17 protein-coding genes are annotated in these 19,199 nt (G+C 65.5%); 7 read left to right on the plus strand and 10 right to left on the minus strand.

Going from position 1 to position 19,199, the window contains the following annotated elements; genetic code table 11:
- The 5 genes from KDB67_RS03595 to ugpC all read right to left on the minus strand — a co-directional run.
- Positions 1-539: DUF4245 domain-containing protein (locus KDB67_RS03595; RefSeq protein WP_291012490.1), on the minus strand; the 539-nt coding region annotated here is incomplete at its 3' end.
- 36 nt (positions 540-575) lie between these two features.
- Positions 576-1,436 (minus strand): carbohydrate ABC transporter permease, encoded by an 861-nt coding sequence (locus tag KDB67_RS03600; RefSeq protein WP_291012537.1) that lies wholly within the window; start codon positions 1,434-1,436, stop codon positions 576-578.
- 20 nt (positions 1,437-1,456) lie between these two features.
- Positions 1,457-2,419, minus strand: a complete 963-nt coding sequence (locus KDB67_RS03605) for a sugar ABC transporter permease (RefSeq protein ID WP_291012493.1) — start codon at positions 2,417-2,419, stop codon at positions 1,457-1,459.
- Positions 2,420-2,462: 43 nt separating this feature from the next.
- Complete coding sequence (locus KDB67_RS03610; RefSeq protein WP_291012496.1) at positions 2,463-3,746, minus strand: ABC transporter substrate-binding protein; 1,284 nt, start codon at positions 3,744-3,746, stop codon at positions 2,463-2,465.
- A gap of 111 nt (positions 3,747-3,857) precedes the next feature.
- Complete coding sequence (gene ugpC / locus KDB67_RS03615; protein WP_291012498.1) at positions 3,858-4,934, minus strand: sn-glycerol-3-phosphate ABC transporter ATP-binding protein UgpC; 1,077 nt, start codon at positions 4,932-4,934, stop codon at positions 3,858-3,860.
- A 220-nt stretch (positions 4,935-5,154) separates the two neighbouring features.
- On the opposite strand from ugpC, the gene glpX reads away from it, so the two are divergent.
- The 3 genes from glpX to KDB67_RS03630 all read left to right on the plus strand — a co-directional run bounded on the left by glpX (position 5,155) and on the right by KDB67_RS03630 (position 9,614).
- Positions 5,155-6,150, plus strand: a complete 996-nt coding sequence (gene glpX / locus KDB67_RS03620) for a class II fructose-bisphosphatase (RefSeq protein WP_291012501.1) — start codon at positions 5,155-5,157, stop codon at positions 6,148-6,150.
- 231 nt (positions 6,151-6,381) lie between these two features.
- A complete protein-coding gene (locus KDB67_RS03625; RefSeq protein WP_291012503.1) occupies positions 6,382-8,079 on the plus strand; it encodes a fumarate hydratase in 1,698 nt (565 codons plus the stop codon).
- 134 nt (positions 8,080-8,213) lie between these two features.
- A complete protein-coding gene (locus KDB67_RS03630; RefSeq protein WP_291012506.1) occupies positions 8,214-9,614 on the plus strand; it encodes a class II fumarate hydratase in 1,401 nt (466 codons plus the stop codon).
- 72 nt (positions 9,615-9,686) lie between these two features.
- Here KDB67_RS03630 and KDB67_RS03635 read toward each other — a convergent pair whose 3' ends face one another.
- The 4 genes from KDB67_RS03635 to KDB67_RS03650 all read right to left on the minus strand — a co-directional run bounded on the left by KDB67_RS03635 (position 9,687) and on the right by KDB67_RS03650 (position 15,082).
- Positions 9,687-10,559, minus strand: coding sequence for a L,D-transpeptidase family protein (locus tag KDB67_RS03635; RefSeq protein ID WP_291012508.1), 873 nt, complete (start codon positions 10,557-10,559; stop codon positions 9,687-9,689).
- A gap of 213 nt (positions 10,560-10,772) precedes the next feature.
- Positions 10,773-12,077 (minus strand): PhoH family protein, encoded by a 1,305-nt coding sequence (locus KDB67_RS03640; protein ID WP_291012510.1) that lies wholly within the window; start codon positions 12,075-12,077, stop codon positions 10,773-10,775.
- A 379-nt stretch (positions 12,078-12,456) separates the two neighbouring features.
- Complete coding sequence (gene glyA, locus KDB67_RS03645) at positions 12,457-13,764, minus strand: serine hydroxymethyltransferase (protein ID WP_291012512.1); 1,308 nt, start codon at positions 13,762-13,764, stop codon at positions 12,457-12,459.
- 58 nt (positions 13,765-13,822) lie between these two features.
- Positions 13,823-15,082: a DUF885 domain-containing protein gene (locus tag KDB67_RS03650; protein WP_291012514.1), complete on the minus strand. Its 1,260-nt coding sequence runs from the start codon at positions 15,080-15,082 to the stop codon at positions 13,823-13,825.
- Positions 15,083-15,215: 133 nt separating this feature from the next.
- Between KDB67_RS03650 and coaA the strand changes: the two genes are divergently transcribed.
- Entirely contained in the window at positions 15,216-16,157 is a 942-nt protein-coding gene (coaA, locus tag KDB67_RS03655; RefSeq protein WP_291012517.1) for a type I pantothenate kinase, read from the plus strand.
- A gap of 3 nt (positions 16,158-16,160) precedes the next feature.
- Here the strand turns inward: coaA and KDB67_RS03660 are convergent, their stop codons facing one another.
- On the minus strand, positions 16,161-16,943 hold the full coding sequence (locus tag KDB67_RS03660; protein ID WP_291012539.1) for an isoprenyl transferase: 783 nt from the start codon (positions 16,941-16,943) through the stop codon (positions 16,161-16,163).
- Between the two features lie 167 nt (positions 16,944-17,110).
- Between KDB67_RS03660 and KDB67_RS03665 the strand changes: the two genes are divergently transcribed.
- The 3 genes from KDB67_RS03665 to KDB67_RS03675 all read left to right on the plus strand — a co-directional run bounded on the left by KDB67_RS03665 (position 17,111) and on the right by KDB67_RS03675 (position 19,164).
- Positions 17,111-17,779, plus strand: a complete 669-nt coding sequence (locus tag KDB67_RS03665) for a hemolysin III family protein (protein WP_291012543.1) — start codon at positions 17,111-17,113, stop codon at positions 17,777-17,779.
- A 177-nt stretch (positions 17,780-17,956) separates the two neighbouring features.
- Entirely contained in the window at positions 17,957-18,571 is a 615-nt protein-coding gene (locus KDB67_RS03670; RefSeq protein WP_291012520.1) for an ATP-dependent Clp protease proteolytic subunit, read from the plus strand.
- Positions 18,568-19,164: an ATP-dependent Clp protease proteolytic subunit gene (locus KDB67_RS03675; protein WP_291012522.1), complete on the plus strand. Its 597-nt coding sequence runs from the start codon at positions 18,568-18,570 to the stop codon at positions 19,162-19,164. The genes KDB67_RS03670 and KDB67_RS03675 overlap by 4 nt, the downstream gene beginning before the upstream one ends.
- Positions 19,165-19,199: the final 35 nt, after the last annotated feature.

The raw sequence follows: 19,199 nt of genomic DNA on the forward strand, positions 1-19,199 counted from the left end.
ATGACGGCTTTCGCGATCTGCTCGATATCGGCTTCCGATCCCTTCGAGCGGACGCCGATGCGGACGTCGCCGAGGTCGGCGATCCAGAATCTGTTCTTGTTCTCGCCGTCGTACACCACCCACGAGTGGCCACCGGCCTCGCGCTTCCCTGCGCCCATCGCGTCGTAACCGCCGAGGGTGGCGACCAGCTCTTCCTCGGGGGCGTCGGTCTGTGTGAGCTGCACGTATGAGCCCTTCTTGGTGACCCAGCCGACGTTGCTCGACACCTGGCCGCCGACGGTCTGCGTCGATCCCGAGTTCGGCTTCCAGCCGTCTGGGGTCGCCGGGCGTCGGATCGGGAACGGCATCGACCGGGCGTCGGCGGCCAGCGCCGCGGACACGTCGAATGCGGGGACCTTGTCGTCGCCGGAACCGGCCTTGAAACCGAACGTCCAATTGCCCGACGCGAACAGTACGAAGACGCACAACGCCAGCAACGCGAGGACGGTCCAGATCATGTCCCGCCCGTCCTGCAGGATCCGTGGTTTACCGGTGGCCATCCCACCAACATAAACCGGGCGGCATCACGGGCGAAATCACGACTTCACGCCGCCCGCGGTCAGACCGGAGACGATCCGGCGCTGGAACACCAACACCATGATCACCAGCGGCACCGTGACGATGGTGCCCGCGGCCATGATCGCGGTGTACGGCTGGGTGAACGAGTTCTCCCCCGAGAAGCGTGCGATGGCGACCGTGACCGGTTCGGTATCCCGCGTCGAGAGCTGGCTGGCAAGCATGAACTCGTTCCAGGTGGCGATGAACGCGAGGATCGCGGTGGTGAACAGGGCGGGTGCGGCCAACGGCAGCACGATCAGCCGGAACGCCTGTGCCCGCGTCGCACCGTCGATACGGGCGGCCTCCTCCAGCTCCCACGGCATATCGTTCATGAACGAGGTGAGCGTATAGACGGTGAGCGGCAGCACGAAGGAGATGTTCGGGATGATCAGCGCCTGATAGCTGCCGATCCAGTGCAGGTCGCCGAACAGCTGGAACATCGGCGTGATCAGGGCCACGCCCGGGAACATCGACGCCGCCAGGATGATGCCGCTGACGACATACTTGCCGCGGAACTGGATCCGGGCCAGCGCGTAGGACGCGAAGATGCCCAGTGTCAGCGCGACCCCGGTGGTGACGGCGCCTATGAGCAGACTGTTGACGATGGCGCCGAGGAAGTCGTTGCCCTTGGCCGTCGACAACGCGTCCCGGAAGTTCTGGAAGGTGACATGCGTGGGCCACCACGTGGTGTCGAAGGTGTGCTTGACGTCGCGGAAGGAGGTGATGACCATCCAGTAGAACGGCGCCAGGCCCCACACCAGGATCAGTGCCACGCCGCCGTAGGTGCGCAGTGACTGGAAAGTCTTGCGCCGGTTACGTGTTCGCACATTCGATGCCATGCGGACCGATGTCGCGGAGGTCATCGGACTCCCTTCCGCTGATCTTCCTGAGTGCGGACCACGTTGGCGCCCAAGAACTTCACCATGATGAACGCGACAGCGAAGATCATCAGGAACACCAGTGTCGACAGCGCCGAGGCACTGTTGAAGTTGCCGTGCCGCATGTCGGCGACCACCAGGATCGACACGGTGGTGGTGGGCGTGGCGCCGCTGGTGCCCGACAGAATGGCCGGTAGATCGTACATCCGGAGCACGTCGAGCGTACGGAACAGCACCGCCACCATCAGCGCCGGTTTCACCAGCGGCAGCGTGATGTGGACGAACTGCTTCCACCTCGACGCCCCGTCGACCCGGGCGGCCTCGTACACGTCCGACGGAATCAGTTGCAGCCCCGCCAGAATCAGCAGGGCCATGAACGGCGTCGTCTTCCACACGTCGGCGAGGATCACCGCGAACCGCGATGCCCACGGGTCGGTGGTCCAGGCGATGTCGGTGCCGAGCATCTTATTGGCGATGCCGTTCTCGGCGAAGATGAAGAACCAGAGCTTGGCGGTGACCGCGGTCGGGATGGCCCAGGGGATGAGCACGCTGGCCCGCAACAGCGATCGGCCCGCGAAAGTGCGGTTCATCACCGTGGCCATCCACAGCCCGAGAACCACCTCGATGGCGACGGTGACGACGGCGAAGAAGAAGGTGATCGCCACCGCCTGCCAGAAGTCGCTGCCGAGGTTGCCGTCGGGGCAGCTGCCGGCGCCGGTACCGCAGTCGCCGGTCAGCCACAGCATGTAGTGCTTGAACCCGGCGAAGCCACCGGACTCGAAACGTCCGGTGGCTTCGTTGATCCCGCGGTCGGCCTGGAACGACAGGTAGACCGCACGCAGGACCGGGTAGGCGATGACTACCGCCAGCACCACCATCGTGGGTGCCAGCAGCCAGAACGCCCGGAGATCCCGGCCCTGTGTGCGTTGTTTGAGCGACTCCATCACGTCCGGTTGTGCCGCACGCGACGGAGGGAGAGCTCCTGCGTCACTTGGTCGCGACCTTGATCGCCTCGTCGATGTCGGCAGCGGCCTGGTCGACGGTCTTCGATCCGTTCAGCGCGGCGTAGACATTGTCCTGAATCGCCTTGCTGACGCCCGCGTAGTACGGGGTGACCGGACGCGGCTTGGCGTTCTCCAGCGCGTCCTTGAGCGCGGGCAGGTACGGGAACTCCTTGACCAGCGACTTGTCGTCGTAAATCGAGGCCAGCACCGGCGGGAACGATGCCTCGGCGAACGACTTCTGGTTCTCCGCACTCTGGATGTAGGCGATGAAGTCGTGCGCAGTGGCCTTGGCCTTCGAGTGCACGTTGATGCCGTCGTTGTAGCCGCCGAGCGTCGAGGCGCCCGCGCCGTCTGGACCGACGATGGCCGCGACACCGAACTTGCCCTTCACCTTCGACTCCGCGTCGCCGGCATTGGTGTACATGTAGGGCCAGTTGTAGGCGTAGGCCGACTCGCCGCCGACGAAGGACAGGTTGGTCTCCTCCTCGGTGAAGCCGGTGGCCTTCTTGGGGATATCACCCTTCTTGTAGGCGTCGACCAGCGCGGTCAGGCCTTCCTTGGACTTGGTGGAGTTGACCTCGGGGGTCTTACCGTCGGAGCCGACGACCTGGCCGCCCCACGAGTGGATGAACTGGCTGGAGTTGACGGTCAGACCCTCGTACTGCTTGAGCTGGGTGACCAGGCAGTCGACCTTCTTGGCCTTGGCCTTGGCGCAGCTGTCGGTGAGCGCGGCCCAGTTCTCGGGGGCCTTGTCGCCGACGATGTCCTTGCGGTAGTAGAGCAGCTGCGCGTTGGTATTCTGCGGGCCCGCGTACAGCACGTCGCGGTAGGTGGCGCTCTCGACCGTCGCGGGCAGCAACCCGGCGGTGTCGAGTGCCAGGTCGCCGGTGAGCGGTTCGAGCCAGCCGTTGGCGGCGAACTCCGCGGTCCAGGTGACGTCGAGTGCCATCACGTCGAATTCGTCATTGCCCGCCTGCAGCGACTGCACCAGACGCTCACGCGCGTCGTCGGCCTCGCCGGGCAGTTCGACGATCTCGACCTTTTCGTCGGCGTGGGACTTGTTCCACGAGTCGACGATCGGGCGGATGATGTCGAGGTCGTTCTTTCCCATGGCGAACGAGATGGCGCCGCGGCCATCGAGGTTCTTGCCGGCCGCGTCGTCGGCGCTGTCACCGTCGTCCGAGCAGGCCGAGAGCACCAGCGCTGATGCCACCGAAAGCGCAACGGCGAATGTACCGCCGCGTCCAAACCGGGTCCTCGTACCCATAATTCTCCTGTTCACAGGTCTGATCAGAGTTTTCCCCACACAGGGCATGACGAGCAGGTCGCAGGTCACACCAAGTTCACGGAAAGTATCACATACCCAACGTGACGTGGCTTACAAACGCTTACCGGTGATCGTCGAGAACAAATGCACCCGGGCGATGTCGACGGCAAGACTCAACCGGTCCCCCTTGTGCGGCGGATAGCGCCAATCGGCACGAGCCACCAGCGAAACCTCGTCGCCGAGCAGTTCGGTGCGGCCGTACAGGAACGCGTCCGAGCCGAGTTCCTCGACCACATCGACGTCCACGGGCAGGGACTGCGGCACCGACCGGCCGTCGACGATGGCCAGATCCTCCGGGCGCACACCCACGACCACCTGATCGGCGTCGAGACCGGATGCCGGCAGCGGGATGTGGGCGCCGCCGAGCTCGATCCCACCCGCTCCCACCGGCACGGTGAACAGATTCATCGCAGGTGATCCGATGAATCCGGCGACGAACAGATTGTCGGGTTTGGCGTACAGTTCGCGCGGGCTCGCGCACTGCTGCAGCACACCGCTGTTGAGCACGGCCACCCGGTCGCCCATCGTCATCGCCTCCACCTGGTCGTGGGTGACGTATACGGTGGTCACGCCCAGACGCCGCTGCAACTGCGCGATCTGCGCGCGGGTCTGCACCCGCAGTTTGGCATCGAGGTTCGACAACGGTTCGTCCATGCAGAACACCTGCGGCTCACGCACGATCGAGCGGCCCATCGCCACCCGCTGCCGCTGACCGCCCGACAGCGCCTTCGGCTTACGGCCGAGATAGGGAGTCAGGTCGAGCATCTCGGCGACGGTCGCGACCTTCTGCTGGATGTCCGGCTTTGCCATCCCGGCCATCTTCAACGGAAAGCCCATGTTGTCGGCCACCGACATGTGCGGGTAGAGCGCGTAGTTCTGGAACACCATCGCGATGTCACGGTCCTTGGGGTCCAGGCCCGTGACGTCGTTATCGCCGATGAGGATGCGCCCGCTCGAAACGTCTTCGAGTCCGGCCAACATCCGCAGCGACGTCGACTTGCCGCACCCCGACGGACCGACGAGCACCAGGAACTCACCGTCGGCGATCTCCAGACTCAACGAATCCACCGCGGGCGTATCCGACCCCCGGAACAGGCAGGTGGCGCCGTCGAATGTGACCGAGGCCATGGGCTCTCCTTCATATCCGTCCGTGACGGAGGCGACGAACGGTGACCAGATGTGTGCAGTGACTCCCGTGGAGAATCTATACCGCGACCGGGCCACCGGACGCGCACGGGCCGTGTGCCGCGGCGCACCCGCGATGTCGTCGGGCATTCCTGACGTGGGAGTATGGGAGAACCGCACGGTGCCAGCACGCTCCCCCGCACGCCCTAGGAGGCCGACTCTCATGTCCGAATCAACCCACCAGGCTCCCGATCGCAACCTGGCCATGGAACTGGTCCGGGTCACCGAGGCCGCGGCGCTGGCCGCCGGTCGCTGGGTCGGCCGCGGTGACAAGAACGGCGGCGACGGCGCGGCGGTCGACGCGATGCGCGAGTTGCTCTCGACGGTGTCGATGCGCGGCGTCGTCGTGATCGGCGAGGGCGAGAAGGACGAGGCGCCGATGCTCTACAACGGCGAAGAGGTGGGCAACGGCGACGGCCCCGACTGCGATGTGGCGGTCGACCCGATCGACGGCACCACGCTGATGGCCGAGGGCCGGCCCAATTCGATCGCCGTGATCGCGGTGAGTGAGCGCGGCACCATGTACGACCCGTCCGCGGTGTTCTACATGAACAAGATCGCGGTCGGTCCGGAGGCCAAGGGCGCCATCGACATCGACGCGTCGGTGGAGTGGAACGTCAAGTCGGTGGCCAATGCCAAGGGCATCGACGTGGGCGACCTGACCGTCGTCGTGCTCGACCGTCCGCGGCACGCCGACCTGATCAGCGAGATCCGCGCCGCCGGCGCCAAGATCCGTCTCATCTCCGACGGCGACGTCGCCGGCGCGATCGCCGCGGCCGGCGACTACTCCACCGTCGACATGCTGATGGGCGTGGGTGGCACGCCCGAGGGCATCATCACCGCCGTGGCGATGAAGTGCATGGGCGGGGAGATCCAGGGCAAGCTGTGGCCGCGCGATGAGGCCGAACGCCAGAAGGCCCTCGACGCCGGTCACGACCTGAACAAGGTCCTCACCAACGACATTCTGGTCGCCGGCGAGAACGCCTTCTTCTGTGCCACCGGCGTCACCAACGGCGACATGCTCCGCGGGGTCACCTACCGCCGCAACGGCGCCACCACCCGTTCGCTGGTGATGCGGTCCAAGTCGGGCACCATCCGCCGCATCGAGGCCGTGCACCAGACCGCCAAACTGCGCGAATTCGCCCGCATCGACCTCTGAGACGATGGGGGACCACACCTCATGATCCCCGAGGCCGACAGACATGACCACCCCCGCGAACAGAGCAAGCGACGCGACCACACCTCTTGATCCCTGAGGCCGAAGCGACGAAGGAGCGAGGGTCTCGAAGGGTCCGGTGAGACGCCCGCATGATCGATCCACCTCGGATGCAAGTTAGGCTAGGCTTCTCATAGTCGCAGGTCAGCGGCCTGCGGTTATACGATTCGCCCTGTGAGTACAGCCCAAGCTCCCGAGTTCCGCTATTCCGATCTCCTGCCGATCGGCGCCGATGACACCCCGTACCGTCTGATCACGACGGACGGGGTGTCGACGTTCGAGGTCGACGGTCGCACATTTCTGAAGGTCGCCCCCGAGGCCCTGCGGAAGCTCACCGAGGCGGCGATTCACGACATCAGCCACTATCTGCGGCCCGCCCACCTGGCCCAGTTGCGCAAGATCATCGACGATCCCGAGGCGTCGGGCAACGACCGGTTCGTGGCGCTGGATCTGCTCAAGAATGTGAACATCTCGGCCGGTGGCATCCTGCCTATGTGCCAGGACACGGGCACCGCCATTGTGATGGGCAAGAAATCCGAGGGCGTAATCACCGGCGCCGACGACGGTGAATGGATCTCGCGCGGCGTCTACGACGCATACACCACGCTGAATCTGCGCTATTCGCAGAACGCGCCGCTGACGATGTTCGAGGAGAAGAACACCGGCACCAATTTGCCTGCGCAGGTGGAGATCTACGCCACCGAGCAGGGACCGAAGGGCCCCGAGTACAAATTCCTGTTCATGGCCAAGGGCGGTGGGTCGGCCAACAAATCGTTCCTGTTCCAGGAGACCAAGGCCATTCTGAGCCCGAACAAGCTCCTCGACTATCTCGATCAGAAGATCCGCTCGCTGGGCACCGCCGCCTGCCCGCCCTATCACCTGGCTGTGGTGATCGGCGGCACATCGGCCGAATTCGCCTTGAAGACAGCGAAATACGCTTCTGCGCACTATCTCGACACGCTGCCCACAGAGGGATCGATGTCGGCGCACGGCTTCCGCGACACCGCGCTCGAGGAGGAGATCTTCAAGCTCACCCAGTCGTTCGGCATCGGCGCGCAGTTCGGCGGCAAATACTTCTGCCACGACGTACGCGCCATCCGGCTGCCGCGGCACGGGGCGTCGTTGCCGGTGGCCATCGCGGTGTCCTGTTCGGCCGACAGGCAGGCGCTCGGCAAGATCACCGCCGACGGCGTCTTCCTCGAACAGCTCGAAACCGATCCGGCACAGTACATGCCGGATGCGGGTGTGTCGGAAGAGATCGAGGGCGGCGCGGTTGTCGAGATCGACCTGAACCGCCCGATGCCGGAGATCCTCGCCGAACTCACCAAGTATCCGGTCAAGACCCGCCTGTCGCTGACCGGTCCGCTGGTGGTGGCCCGCGACATCGCGCACGCCAAGATCAAGGAACGTCTCGACGCCGGCGAGCCGATGCCCGACTATCTGCGCGATCACCCCGTCTATTACGCCGGTCCGGCCAAGACCCCCGAGGGCATGGCGTCGGGCTCGTTCGGCCCCACCACCGCCGGCCGGATGGACAGCTACGTCGAGCAGTTCCAGGCCGCGGGCGGTTCGATGGTGATGCTGGCCAAGGGAAATCGGTCCAAACAGGTCACCGATGCGTGCGACTCGCACGGCGGCTTCTATCTCGGATCGATCGGCGGTCCGGCCGCCCGCCTGGCCCTCGATTGCATCAAGAGCCAGGAGATCATCGAATACCCCGAGCTGGGAATGGAGGCGGTGTGGAAGATCGACGTCGAGAACTTCCCCGCGTTCATCGTCGTCGACGACAAGGGCAACGACTTCTTCACCGATCCCGGTGGCGCGGTGACGGTGCCCCTGGGTGGTGTCCGCGTCCGCTCCCGCGAACGCTGAACCTCGGGTAGTGGCTCTCACGCGGTGGATCGGAGTCGACAGGTGGCTCCGATCCACCGCGTAGCCGTCTCCGGCGACGGTATAACGTGGGTAAGGTCAACCTAACTACCCGCCGGCCGGAGGATCAGCGCACCATGACCGAACCGCAGTACCGCATCGAGCACGACACCATGGGTGAGGTCAAGGTCCCCATCGACGCGCTGTGGCGGGCGCAGACGCAGCGCGCCGTCGAGAACTTCCCCATCAGCTTCCGTCCGCTCGAGCGCACCCAGATCCGTGCGATGGGCCTGCTCAAAGCCGCCTGCGCACAGGTCAACAAGGACCTCGGCCTGCTCGACGCCGAGAAGGCCGAGGCGATCATCGCCGCCGCCACCGAGATCGCCGCCGGCTTGCACGACGACCAGTTCCCCATCGACGTGTTCCAGACGGGCTCGGGCACGTCGTCGAACATGAACGCCAACGAGGTGATCGCGACGATCGCCAAAAACAACGGCGTCGACGTGCACCCCAACGACCACGTCAACATGTCGCAGTCCTCCAACGACACCTTCCCCACCGCCACCCATGTGGCGGCCACCGAGGCTGCGGTCACCGACCTCATCCCAGCCCTCGATCATCTGCGGCTGGCATTGCTGGAGAAGTCGACTCAGTGGCGTGAGGTGGTCAAGAGCGGCCGCACGCACCTGATGGATGCCGTACCGGTGACCCTCGGTCAGGAGTTCGCCGGCTACACCCGGCAGGTCGAGGCCGGTATCGACCGGATCACCGCCACCCTGCCACGCGTGGGCGAACTGCCGATCGGCGGCACCGCCGTGGGCACCGGACTCAACGCCCCCGACGGATTCGGCACCAAGGTGGTCGCCGAGCTGCGGAAGCTCACCGACGTCGACGCACTGGCCCTCGCCAAGGACAATTTCGAGGCGCAGGCGGCGCGCGACGGGCTGGTGGAACTGTCCGGGCAGCTCAAGACGGTCGCGGTGTCGCTGACCAAGATCGCCAACGACGTGCGGTGGATGGGTTCGGGTCCGCTCACCGGCCTCGGCGAAATCGCACTGCCCGACCTGCAGCCGGGTAGCTCCATCATGCCGGGCAAGGTCAATCCCGTTCTGCCCGAGGCTGTTACGCAAGTGGCGGCGCAGGTCATCGGCAACGATGCCGCGGTCACCTGGGGCGGCGGCAACGGCGCGTTCGAGCTGAACGTGTACATCCCGATGATGGCGCGCAATGTGCTGGAGTCGATCAAGTTGCTGGCCAACGTGTCCCGGCTGTTCGCCGACCGTTGCATCAGCGGCCTGGTGGCCAACGAGGATCGGTTGCGCACTCTCGCCGAGAGTTCACCGTCGATCGTGACCCCGCTCAACAGTGCCATCGGTTACGAGGAGGCCGCGGCCGTGGCCAAGCAGGCACTCAAGGAGGGCAAGACGATCCGGCAGACGGTCATCGACCGCGGCCTCATCGGCGAGAACCTCAGCGAAGCCGAACTCGACGCACGCCTGGACGTACTCAAGATGGCGAACGTCGACCGCAAACGCTGATCTGACACAAAGAGAAACTCCCATCCGGGGCGACAATCGCCGTCCCGGATGGGAGTTTCTTTTGCGCTGGGGCTACCTGCTGCTGCCGGACAATCCCGGGATCAGGGAGAGGAAGAAGTTCACCAGATCACCGAAGCCGTTGCCCTCGCTGCTGCCGAGGGTGGTGCCGGGGGTGTTGGCGGTCTCGTCGGTGGGCGTGCCCTTGTTGACGCCGATCACGATCTTCGGATTCTTGGCCGGATCGAGCCAGCGCAGGATGTCACGCATCGCGCCTTCTTCGATGGCGACACATCCTTCGGTGGGCTGATTGTTGCTGGCATGCAGGAACATCGCCGACCCCTTGCCGGGAATACGCTGCGGATTGCTCGCGATATTGACTGCGTAGTTGTACACCGCACCCATGTCGTAGAGGTTCTCGCTACCGGCGCCGGGGCTCGTCGCCGAACGGACATGAGAGTTGTAGGTGGGCGAGTTCATGTTGCCGTCCCACCAGTCCCGCGGCGTCACCTGGAAGTACGGCATCGCGGTACCCGGGTTGGCTTTGAGGCCGAACGCCTGGTCGAGGGCGAAGGTGCCCTTCGGGGTGCGGGGCACGTTGTCCTTGGCCTCCCCGATACCCTTCGAGCCGAGGTAGGCGGTCATCGGGCCGTAGATGGGCTTCCAGGTACCGGTCGTATCGCGTTCGAACGCGGTCAACTGACCTTTGGTGTCCGATGCCTTGGCGGCCGACACCACGATCACCTGCTGTGTCTGGTTGGGGCCGACCTTCTCCGTGTCCTGACCGGTACCGAGAAGGTTGTCGGCGAGGCTGTTGAGCACGGAGTCGAGCTCGGGAATGCCGGTCTTGGGCAGCACCGACTTCGACGGCGTGGACGGGGTGCCCGAGGGCGCCGCCGCTGCCGAACCCATACCGCCCAGTACGACGGCGACGAGACCGATTGACATCAGTCCCACAAACCTCACAAACATCATCTGCCACTTCTGCACCAGGTCAGTGTGCCAGATCCCGCGTGTCGATGCACCCCGATACGGTCACGGACCGGTATAGATCCCCGGAGCACGCGGGCCTTCCCCTCCCCCAAACAAGAACCGCCCTCCACACTGCCGCCACCGGAATAGTGCATCGGTGCGGCCGTGGAGGGCGGTTAATGTCCGTTCTTACAACCCCGCGCCGGGGGCGAACTCCTCCAGCATCTCGGTGACCAGCGCCGCGATCGGGGAGCGCTCACTGCGGGTGAGGGTGACGTGTGCGAACAGCGGATGGCCCTTGAGCTTCTCGATGACCGCGGCCACTCCGTCGTGCCGGCCGACGCGCAGGTTGTCGCGCTGGGCCACATCGTGGGTGAGCACCACTCGGGAGCCGGATCCCAAGCGCGACAACACCGTCAGCAGTACGTTGCGTTCCAGGGACTGCGCCTCGTCGACGATGACGAACGAGTCGTGCAGTGAGCGTCCGCGAATGTGGGTGAGCGGCAACACTTCCAGCATTCCGCGGCTCAGCACCTCTTCGATCACCTCGGGTGATGCCAAGCCTTCGAGGGTGTCGAAGACGGCCTGGGCCCACGGCCCCATCTTCTCCGCCTCGCCACCGGGAAGATAGCCGAGCTGTTGTCCGCCAACGGCATACAGCGGTCGGAAGACCACGACTTTGCGCTGGGTACGACGTTCGAGAACCGCCTCCAGACCCGCGCACAGGGCGAGCGCGGATTTCCCGGTACCGGCCTTACCACCGAGGGAGACGATGCCGACGGACTCATCGAGCAACAGATCCAGGGCGACTCGCTGTTCGGCCGAACGTCCGTGCAGCCCAAACGCTTCGCGGTCACCGCGTACCAATTGCACCTGTTTGTCCGGATTTACCCGCGCCAGTGCGCTGGATGTGTTGCCCAGCAACCGAATACCGGTGTGGCAGGGCAGCTCGCGGGCGGTATCGAGGTCGACGACGCCCTCGGCGAACAGGGTGTCGATGACGTGCGAGTCGACGTCGAGTTCGGTCATTCCCGACCAGCCCGATACCACCACGTCCTGCGCGTGATACTCGTCGGCGTCGAGGCCGACTGCACCGGCCTTGACGCGCAGCGGGGTGTCCTTGGACACCAGCGTCACGTCGCTGCCTTCGGCACGCAGGTTGAGGGCACACGCGAGGATCCTGGAATCGTTGGAGTCCGTGCGGAATCCGGCGGGCAGAACCGCGGGATCGGTGTGATTGAGCTCCACCTGCAGGGTTCCGCCGTCCTCACCGATCGGGATCGGCAGATCGAGGCGTCCGTGTTCGAGCCGGAGGTCATCGAGCAGGCGCAGGGCTTCGCGGGCAAACCAGCCGAGTTCGTGATGGTGGCGTTTGCCTTCGAGTTCGCTGATCACGACCAGTGGCAGAACCACATGATGCTCGGCGAACCGTGTGACTGCCCAGGGATCGGACAGCAGCACGGAGGTGTCGATGACGTAGGTACGTGTGGTCACGTCGAACTCCTACGTTTGTGTGGCACCCACACAAACCAGTTGGCGGCGACCGGCCGGTTCTATGGCCGCACCCGGCATGCGCCGGATGGACCGAGGACCGGGGCCGGTCCTCTCGCGCTGTTGGTACAGACCACGTTCGAACCTCCCGGACGAACCGCTTCCACGCGGCCCGTCACTGGCCAACGTACGCGTCACGCGGCGGTTCGGCTCGCCAAAAAGCGTGTGTTCGCGTGAATTTCGCGTTACGGGCCCGTATCCTGGGCACCAAGACAGCCCGCGGTTGCCCCACGGATATTTACGCGTCCACCCGCATGTTCGCCGAGGTCACGGCGTCCTTCAGCCCGCGAGGGCGGCCGGTTCCCGGATGCGTCGGTCCCGGTCAGATGCGGCTCATCAGGCCCCAGTCCTCAAGTCCGTCGTACAACGGGAAATCGAGAGCCAGCTGGGAGACGCGGGCCCGCAGGGCCGTCACGTCGGCGTCGGCACCCGCTGCGAGCGCGGTGCCGATGATGTCGGCAACCTCGGTGAACTGCTCGTCGCCGAAGCCGCGGGTGGCCAGGGCGGGGGTGCCGATACGCAGGCCGGAGGTCACCATCGGCGGGCGCGGATCGAACGGAACGGCGTTGCGGTTGACGGTGATGCCGACCTCGTGCAGCAGATCCTCTGCCTGCTGGCCGTCGAGTGCGCTGTTGCGCAGGTCAACGAGCACCAGGTGCACGTCGGTGCCACCGGTGAGCACCGAGACACCGGCCTTGGCGACATCCTCACCGGTGAGCCGGTCGGCGAGGATCTTGGCACCGGACAGAGTGCGGCGCTGACGCTCGGCGAACTCCTCGGTGCCGGCGATCTTGAGGGCAACGGCCTTGGCCGCGATCACATGCATGAGCGGGCCGCCCTGCTGACCGGGGAAGACGGCCGAGTTGAGCTTCTTGGCCCATTCCTGTTTGGCCAGGATGAGACCCGAGCGCGGACCGCCGAGTGTCTTGTGCACGGTCGAGGACACCACGTCCGAATGCGGGACGGGTGAGGGATGCAGACCGGCGGCGACCAGCCCGGCGAAGTGCGCCATGTCGGTCCACAGGTAGGCGCCCACCTCGTCGGCGATCGACCGGAACGCGGCAAAGTCGAGCGTGCGCGGGTAGGCCGACCACCCGGCGACGATCACCTTGGGTTTGGTGTCGAGGGCGATCTTGCGCACCTCGTCCATATCGACGCGGAAGTCCTCTTTGCTGACCCCGTAGAAGGCGTTCTCGTACAGCTTGCCCGAGAAGTTCAGCCGCATCCCGTGCGTGAGGTGGCCGCCGTGGGCCAGGTCGAGGCCGAGCAGCGTCTCACCGGGCTCCATCAGGGCCTGCAGCACGGCGGCGTTGGCCTGGGCACCCGAATGCGGCTGGACGTTGGCGAAATCGGCGCCGAAAAGTTCCTTGGCGCGGGCGCGGGCGATGTCCTCGACGACGTCGACGTGTTCGCAGCCACCGTAGTAGCGGCGTCCCGGGTAGCCTTCGGCGTACTTGTTGGTCAGGACGCTGCCCTGGGCCTGCAGCACCGCGCGCGGCACGAAGTTCTCCGACGCGATCATCTCCAGCGTGTCACGCTGACGGCTGAGCTCTCCGGCCATCGCAGCGGCCACATCGGGATCGAGCTCGGCGAGGGAAAGCGCATTCACGGAATCAGGGTTCTGCGTCATGCCGAACAGTGTAGATTGCGCCCCGACCGGCCTATTTACACGCCTCCCGACTTGTCCGCTACCCGAGTTCGGCCCGCAGCGACGCCGGAATGAGGGGCTCGTCGAGCAACCGGCCGAACCTGCGCAGCCGCTCGTCGTCCCTGCGCAGCCGCTCCTCATCGCTGACCGCCACGTCCAGCCAGGTGTCAAGAAGCCGGTAGCCCTCGACATAGGTGGAGATGTAGGCCCGCCACAGCGGCGAGGTCAGGAACCGCAGCATCTGCCGGGCCCGTTCGGGTGGGGCGAGCAGCCAGCGTTGCAGGTAGGCCGCCGCGTCGTCCTCGCCGCGACCCTGGTCGTGCAGCAACAGTGCCGCGTCCTGGCGCACCGACAGCAGGTCGGCGGTTGCCCGGCCGACACGGGTGGCGCGGTCGGCGTCGAACCGCAATCCCAGGTCGGCGTAGATCTCCTGCGCCCACGACGGCCAGCCCGGACCGATCGCGGCCTTCAGCGCGTGGTCGGCCAGCCCCTCGGCCATCAGGCACTGCGGCGTGTTGACCAGGAAGATGGTCTGCTCGCGCTGCCCGCCGCCGACGAGGAGTTGCTCCTTGCGACAGTGTTCGGTGTGGTGGCCGGGGTAGGCCTCGTGCGCGATGAGGTTCGGCAGATTCGACATGTGTTGTGTGAGATCGGTGTTGATCGCCACCTTCGACCGGAAGTCGCCGAGGTAGTAGTTGAATCCGGACCACGGTTTGTCGCCCACCACCTCGAACTCGACGATCTCGGAGTCGGGCAGCGGGAAGATCGCCCGCACCCGTTCGCGCAGTGCGCCGCTGAAGGCACGGACGCATTCATCGACGCGGTTCGCGGGAATCTCGTCGGCCCGCCGATACACCGCATAGGCCTCGGCCAGACGTTCACCGTCGGCGCCGGGCACGTCCAGCGCGACGGCCAGCCGCTCGTGGGCGTCGCGATAGCGTTCCGGGTCGGCGAGGCTGATGTCGACGTCGAAGTAACTTTTTACCTCATCGACGAAGCCGATGTCCTCGCCGGCGAACTTGCGTGCCGAACATTCCAGCGCCCGCAGGTGCGCGGCAACGAAATCGGCCCGTGCGGACTCCGGTTCACCGGACAGGCGCGTCAGCAGTGACCGGGCGCGTCGTGCCAGTTCCGCCGGCTGCGGGGCCGGGGCACCGGCCACCTCGGCACGCAACACCGGGTCGCCGGTGTAGGCGTCGACGAAGCCTTCTTCGAGCCTGTCGAATGCCAGACCGAGGCGCAGGTAGTCGTCGACGAGATCGCCGGAAAGATCGTCGGCGTATACAGCGGCAGCGTCCATACTGTCGCAGGCTACCGACCGCGCCGGAAAGCCGCCGATCGGTGGGGTTCTACACTGTCGGAATGTCGAGACCGGCAAGAACAACCGAGACCCCCGTCTGTTCGTGTCGTCCCCTGCCCGGGGACCGCGGCTGATGGGGCGTCCGGGGACCGACCGCGACCCGAGTCTGTATCTGGAACTCGATCGCAAGCAGTGGCGTGACCTGCGCAGATCGATGCCAATGGTGCTCAACGAGCACGAACTCGAACAGCTCACCGGCCTCGGTGAGCAGATCGACCTCACCGAGGTCGCCGAGGTGTATCTGCCGCTTTCGCGTCTGATTCATCTGCAGGTGGCGGCGCGACAGCGTCTGTTCGCGGCCACCTCCACGTTCCTCGGCGAGCGGCAGACCAATCGGCAGGTGCCGTTCGTGATCGGTATCGCCGGCAGTGTGGCCGTCGGCAAGTCGACGACCGCCCGAGTGCTGGCCGCATTGCTGGCGCGGTGGGAATCCCATCCCAAGGTCGATCTGGTCACCACCGACGGCTTTCTGCTGCCGACAGCTGAGATGCAGCGCCGGGGCATCATGCACCGCAAGGGCTTTCCCGAGTCCTATGATCGCCGGGCGCTGTTGCGATTCGTCACAGAGGTCAAGTCGGGTGCCCGCGAGGTGACCGCACCGGTGTATTCGCACATCACCTACGACATCGTGCCCGACGTCCGTCACTACATCCGGCAGCCCGACATCCTGATCCTGGAGGGGCTCAACGTATTACAGACAGGTCCGACGCTCACCGTGTCGGACCTGTTCGATTTCTCGGTGTATGTGGACGCCAAGACCGACGACATCGAATGGTGGTACATCTCACGTTTCCTGCAGATGCGTACCACGTCATTCGCCGATCCCAATTCGCATTTCCACCTGTATTCGTCGCTGTCGGACGATCAGGCACACATCGCCGCCCGCGACATCTGGACGTCGATCAACCGGCCCAACCTGATCGAGAACATCCTGCCGACGCGACCACGCGCAACCCTGGTGTTGCGCAAGGATTCCGACCATTCGATCAACCGGGTCCGGCTGCGCAAGATTTGACGGCTACTTTCCGAATCTCCTGGTGCGGGCGGAGAAGTCGCGCAGGGCGCGCAGGAAGTCTACGCGCCGGAACTCCGGCCAGTAGGCGTCGGTGAACCAGATCTCCGAATACGCGCTCTGCCACAACAGGAATCCGGACAGGCGCTGTTCTCCGGAGGTGCGGATCACCAGATCCGGATCGGGCTGCCCGCGCGTGTACAGATTGCGGTCGATGGCGTCGACGGTGACGGCCTCGATCATCGCATCCACATCGTCGCCGGCAGCGGCGCGTTCGCGCAGCAATGCCTGCACGGCATCGACGATTTCCTGGCGACCGCCATATCCGACTGCCACGTTGACATTCATGCCGCCGTGGTCGACGGTCCGTTCGGACGCCCTGCGCAGACGTTCGGCGACGTCGTCGGGCAGCGGATCAAGGGTGCCGACGATCCGGACCTGCCAGTTTCCGGTCGGTCGGGCGATCTCGTCGACGATGTCGGGCACGATCTCCATCAGCGCGTCGAGTTCCTCTGATTCGCGGCTCAGGTTCTCGATCGATAGGAGGTAGATGGTGACGGTGCCGATGCCGAGGTCGGCGCACCAGCCGAGCATCTCGGCGATCCTCTGGGCACCGACGCGATGACCGTGGCTGACGTCCTCGAACCCCGCTTCGCGCGCCCAGCGCCGGTTGCCGTCGCAGATGATGGCCACGTGGTGGGGAAATCCGGCGGGATCGAGGTCGTGGAGGACGCGTCGCTCGTATACGGACAGGATCGGCCTGCGGAGACGGTCGGGCAGCAGCTTCATCGCTTCAGCCACTTCATCTATAGGGCCGTTCGCCGCATTCACCCGTGTGTCCCGTCACTTACGACACACTACGCGCTGCACTCGGTCGGGGACGGGCATGTTCGGCCCGGTGTGCGGCGATGTCGGCGACCGCACTCACGAACCTACGGTACCGTAGGTTCGTGAGCATTCCGACGCCGATCGTGCCGGCCCCTGTCAAGCCACGACTTCGTGGGGTCATCCACTCCTATGCCGCTGTCGTCGCCGCGTTCGCCGGGGTCGGCGTGATCGTCGGCGCCGCCGTCCTGCGCAGTGCCACCGCGGCGTTCGCGTGTGCGGTGTACGCGGTCACGATCGTCGGGCTGTTCGCCGTCAGCGCGTTCTACCACCGTGTTTCGTGGAAGTCGCCGCGTGCCCACGTCCGGATGAAACGTGCGGACCATTCGATGATCTTCGTGTTCATCGCCGGCACGTACACCCCGTTCTGTCTGCTGGCTCTGCCGTCGCCGGTCAACTGGTGGGTGCTGGGCATCGTGTGGGCCGGCGCCATCGGCGGGGTGACGCTGAAGATCGCGTGGCCGGGTTCGCCGCGCTGGCTGGGTGTGTCGCTGTACATCCTGCTCGGCTGGGTGATCGTCGCCGTCTCCCCCGCGCTGGTCGATCACACGTCGGTCGCGGTGATGGTGCTGCTCGCCGCCGGCGGCATCCTCTACAGCGTCGGCGGCATTCTCTACGCGGCGAAGTGGCCCAACCCCTGGCCGTCGAGTTTCGGTCACCACGAGGTGTTCCACGCCTGCACCGCCGTCGCCGCCACCCTGCACTACATCGCCGTCTGGCTGGTCCTCACCGCCGGTTGAGTACCCACGGGAAAGCCGACCACCCCCGCCGGTCTTGAGGTGTGAGGAGCGCAAGCGACGAACCTCGAAACCCGTGAGCCAACTGTGTCAGTGCGCACTTCTCTGCTGACAGACGCGCCGTTCCGCTCTGCGCGGCACTGCCTGGGACGGCCCCGAAAACGGATGCAGCGTCGGGACATGAGCGATGAGAAACGAACCCTCCCGCTGAGCAAGGCGACTGCGGAAAGTCTTCTGAATCAACGGATCCTGATGCTGGATTCAGCCCTCGACGATGAGATCGGCAGCCAGTTGTGCGCGCAACTGGTCTTGTTGTCCGCCTACGATCCGACCGCCGACATCGCATTGTGGATCAATTCTCCCGGTGGTTCGGTGCCCGCGATGCTGGCCATTGCCGACACCATGGACCTGATCCCCAACGACGTTGCGACAGTGAACCTCGGAATGGCCTACAGCGCCGGACAATTCCTGCTGTGTTGCGGCGCGGCGGGCAAACGCTATGCCCTCCCCCACGCGAAAGTGCTTCTGCACCAAGGGTCCGCCGGTATCGGCGGCTACGCCCCCGACATCGAATTGCAGGCCGACGATCTGCGGCACGTCCGCGACACCGTCCTGAGCCTGATCGCGGAGAAGACCGGACAACCTCTGGACCGGATCTTCGACGATTCGCTGCGCGATCACGTGTTCACCGCAAGCGAGTCCGTCGACTACGGATTCATCGACCAGATCGTCACGACCGTCGCTCAGATCCGCCCGAGTGCGCCCTCCGCAACAGGATTCGGAGTCTCCCGATGAGCACCTACACCATCCCCAATGTCATCAGCCGAACCCCGCAGGGCGACCGGGTTATGGACGTGTACAGCCGCCTGCTCGACGACCGGATCGTCTACCTGGGCACCGAGATCGACGACGGCGTCGCGAACGCCTTGATCGCGCAGATCCTGCACCTCGACTCGGACAACCCCGAAGCCCCCATCGACCTGTACATCAACTCGCCCGGCGGCTCTGTGATGGCAACATTCGCCCTGTACGACACCATGCAGTACTGCCACGCCCCCATCGCGACGACCTGTGTGGGCCAAGCCCTTTCGACGACTGCACTGCTGCTGGCCGCCGGCACCCCCGGCCGCCGTTCGGTCCTCCCCCACGCCCGCGTCCTGCTGCATCAGCCGTCCGGTCAGGGCCGCGGCACCATCCCCGACCTGATCCTGGCCGCCGAAGAGATCCTGCGGACCCGAGAGGAGATCGAACAGGCCCTGAGCCGGCACACCGGCCAGGACATCGCCACCCTGCGCCGCGACACCGACCGCGACCGCATCCTGCGCGCCCAGGAGATCGTCGACTACGGCATCGCCGACCAGATCATCGACACGCGCCAAGGACGTTAGCGCCGAAGGTCGGCGCCAACACAGTGCAGTCTGCG

Source organism: Gordonia sp. (in: high G+C Gram-positive bacteria), assembly GCF_020438995.1.
Lineage (GTDB): Bacteria > Actinomycetota > Actinomycetes > Mycobacteriales > Mycobacteriaceae > Gordonia.

Bases quoted from the DNA above. Each gene is read 5' to 3' on its own strand.
- KDB67_RS03600 (WP_291012537.1), bottom strand. From the start codon at position 1,436: ATGGCATCGAATGTGCGAACACGTAACCGGCGCAAGACTTTCCAGTCA.
- KDB67_RS03605 (WP_291012493.1), bottom strand. From the start codon at position 2,419: ATGGAGTCGCTCAAACAACGCACACAGGGCCGGGATCTCCGGGCGTTC.
- KDB67_RS03610 (WP_291012496.1), bottom strand. From the start codon at position 3,746: ATGGGTACGAGGACCCGGTTTGGACGCGGCGGTACATTCGCCGTTGCG.
- ugpC (WP_291012498.1), bottom strand. From the start codon at position 4,934: ATGGCCTCGGTCACATTCGACGGCGCCACCTGCCTGTTCCGGGGGTCG.
- glpX (WP_291012501.1), top strand. From the start codon at position 5,155: ATGTCCGAATCAACCCACCAGGCTCCCGATCGCAACCTGGCCATGGAA.
- KDB67_RS03630 (WP_291012506.1), top strand. From the start codon at position 8,214: ATGACCGAACCGCAGTACCGCATCGAGCACGACACCATGGGTGAGGTC.
- KDB67_RS03635 (WP_291012508.1), bottom strand. From the start codon at position 10,559: ATGTCAATCGGTCTCGTCGCCGTCGTACTGGGCGGTATGGGTTCGGCA.
- glyA (WP_291012512.1), bottom strand. From the start codon at position 13,764: ATGACGCAGAACCCTGATTCCGTGAATGCGCTTTCCCTCGCCGAGCTC.
- KDB67_RS03650 (WP_291012514.1), bottom strand. From the start codon at position 15,082: ATGGACGCTGCCGCTGTATACGCCGACGATCTTTCCGGCGATCTCGTC.
- coaA (WP_291012517.1), top strand. From the start codon at position 15,216: ATGGGGCGTCCGGGGACCGACCGCGACCCGAGTCTGTATCTGGAACTC.
- KDB67_RS03660 (WP_291012539.1), bottom strand. From the start codon at position 16,943: ATGAAGCTGCTGCCCGACCGTCTCCGCAGGCCGATCCTGTCCGTATAC.
- KDB67_RS03670 (WP_291012520.1), top strand. From the start codon at position 17,957: ATGAGCGATGAGAAACGAACCCTCCCGCTGAGCAAGGCGACTGCGGAA.
- KDB67_RS03675 (WP_291012522.1), top strand. From the start codon at position 18,568: ATGAGCACCTACACCATCCCCAATGTCATCAGCCGAACCCCGCAGGGC.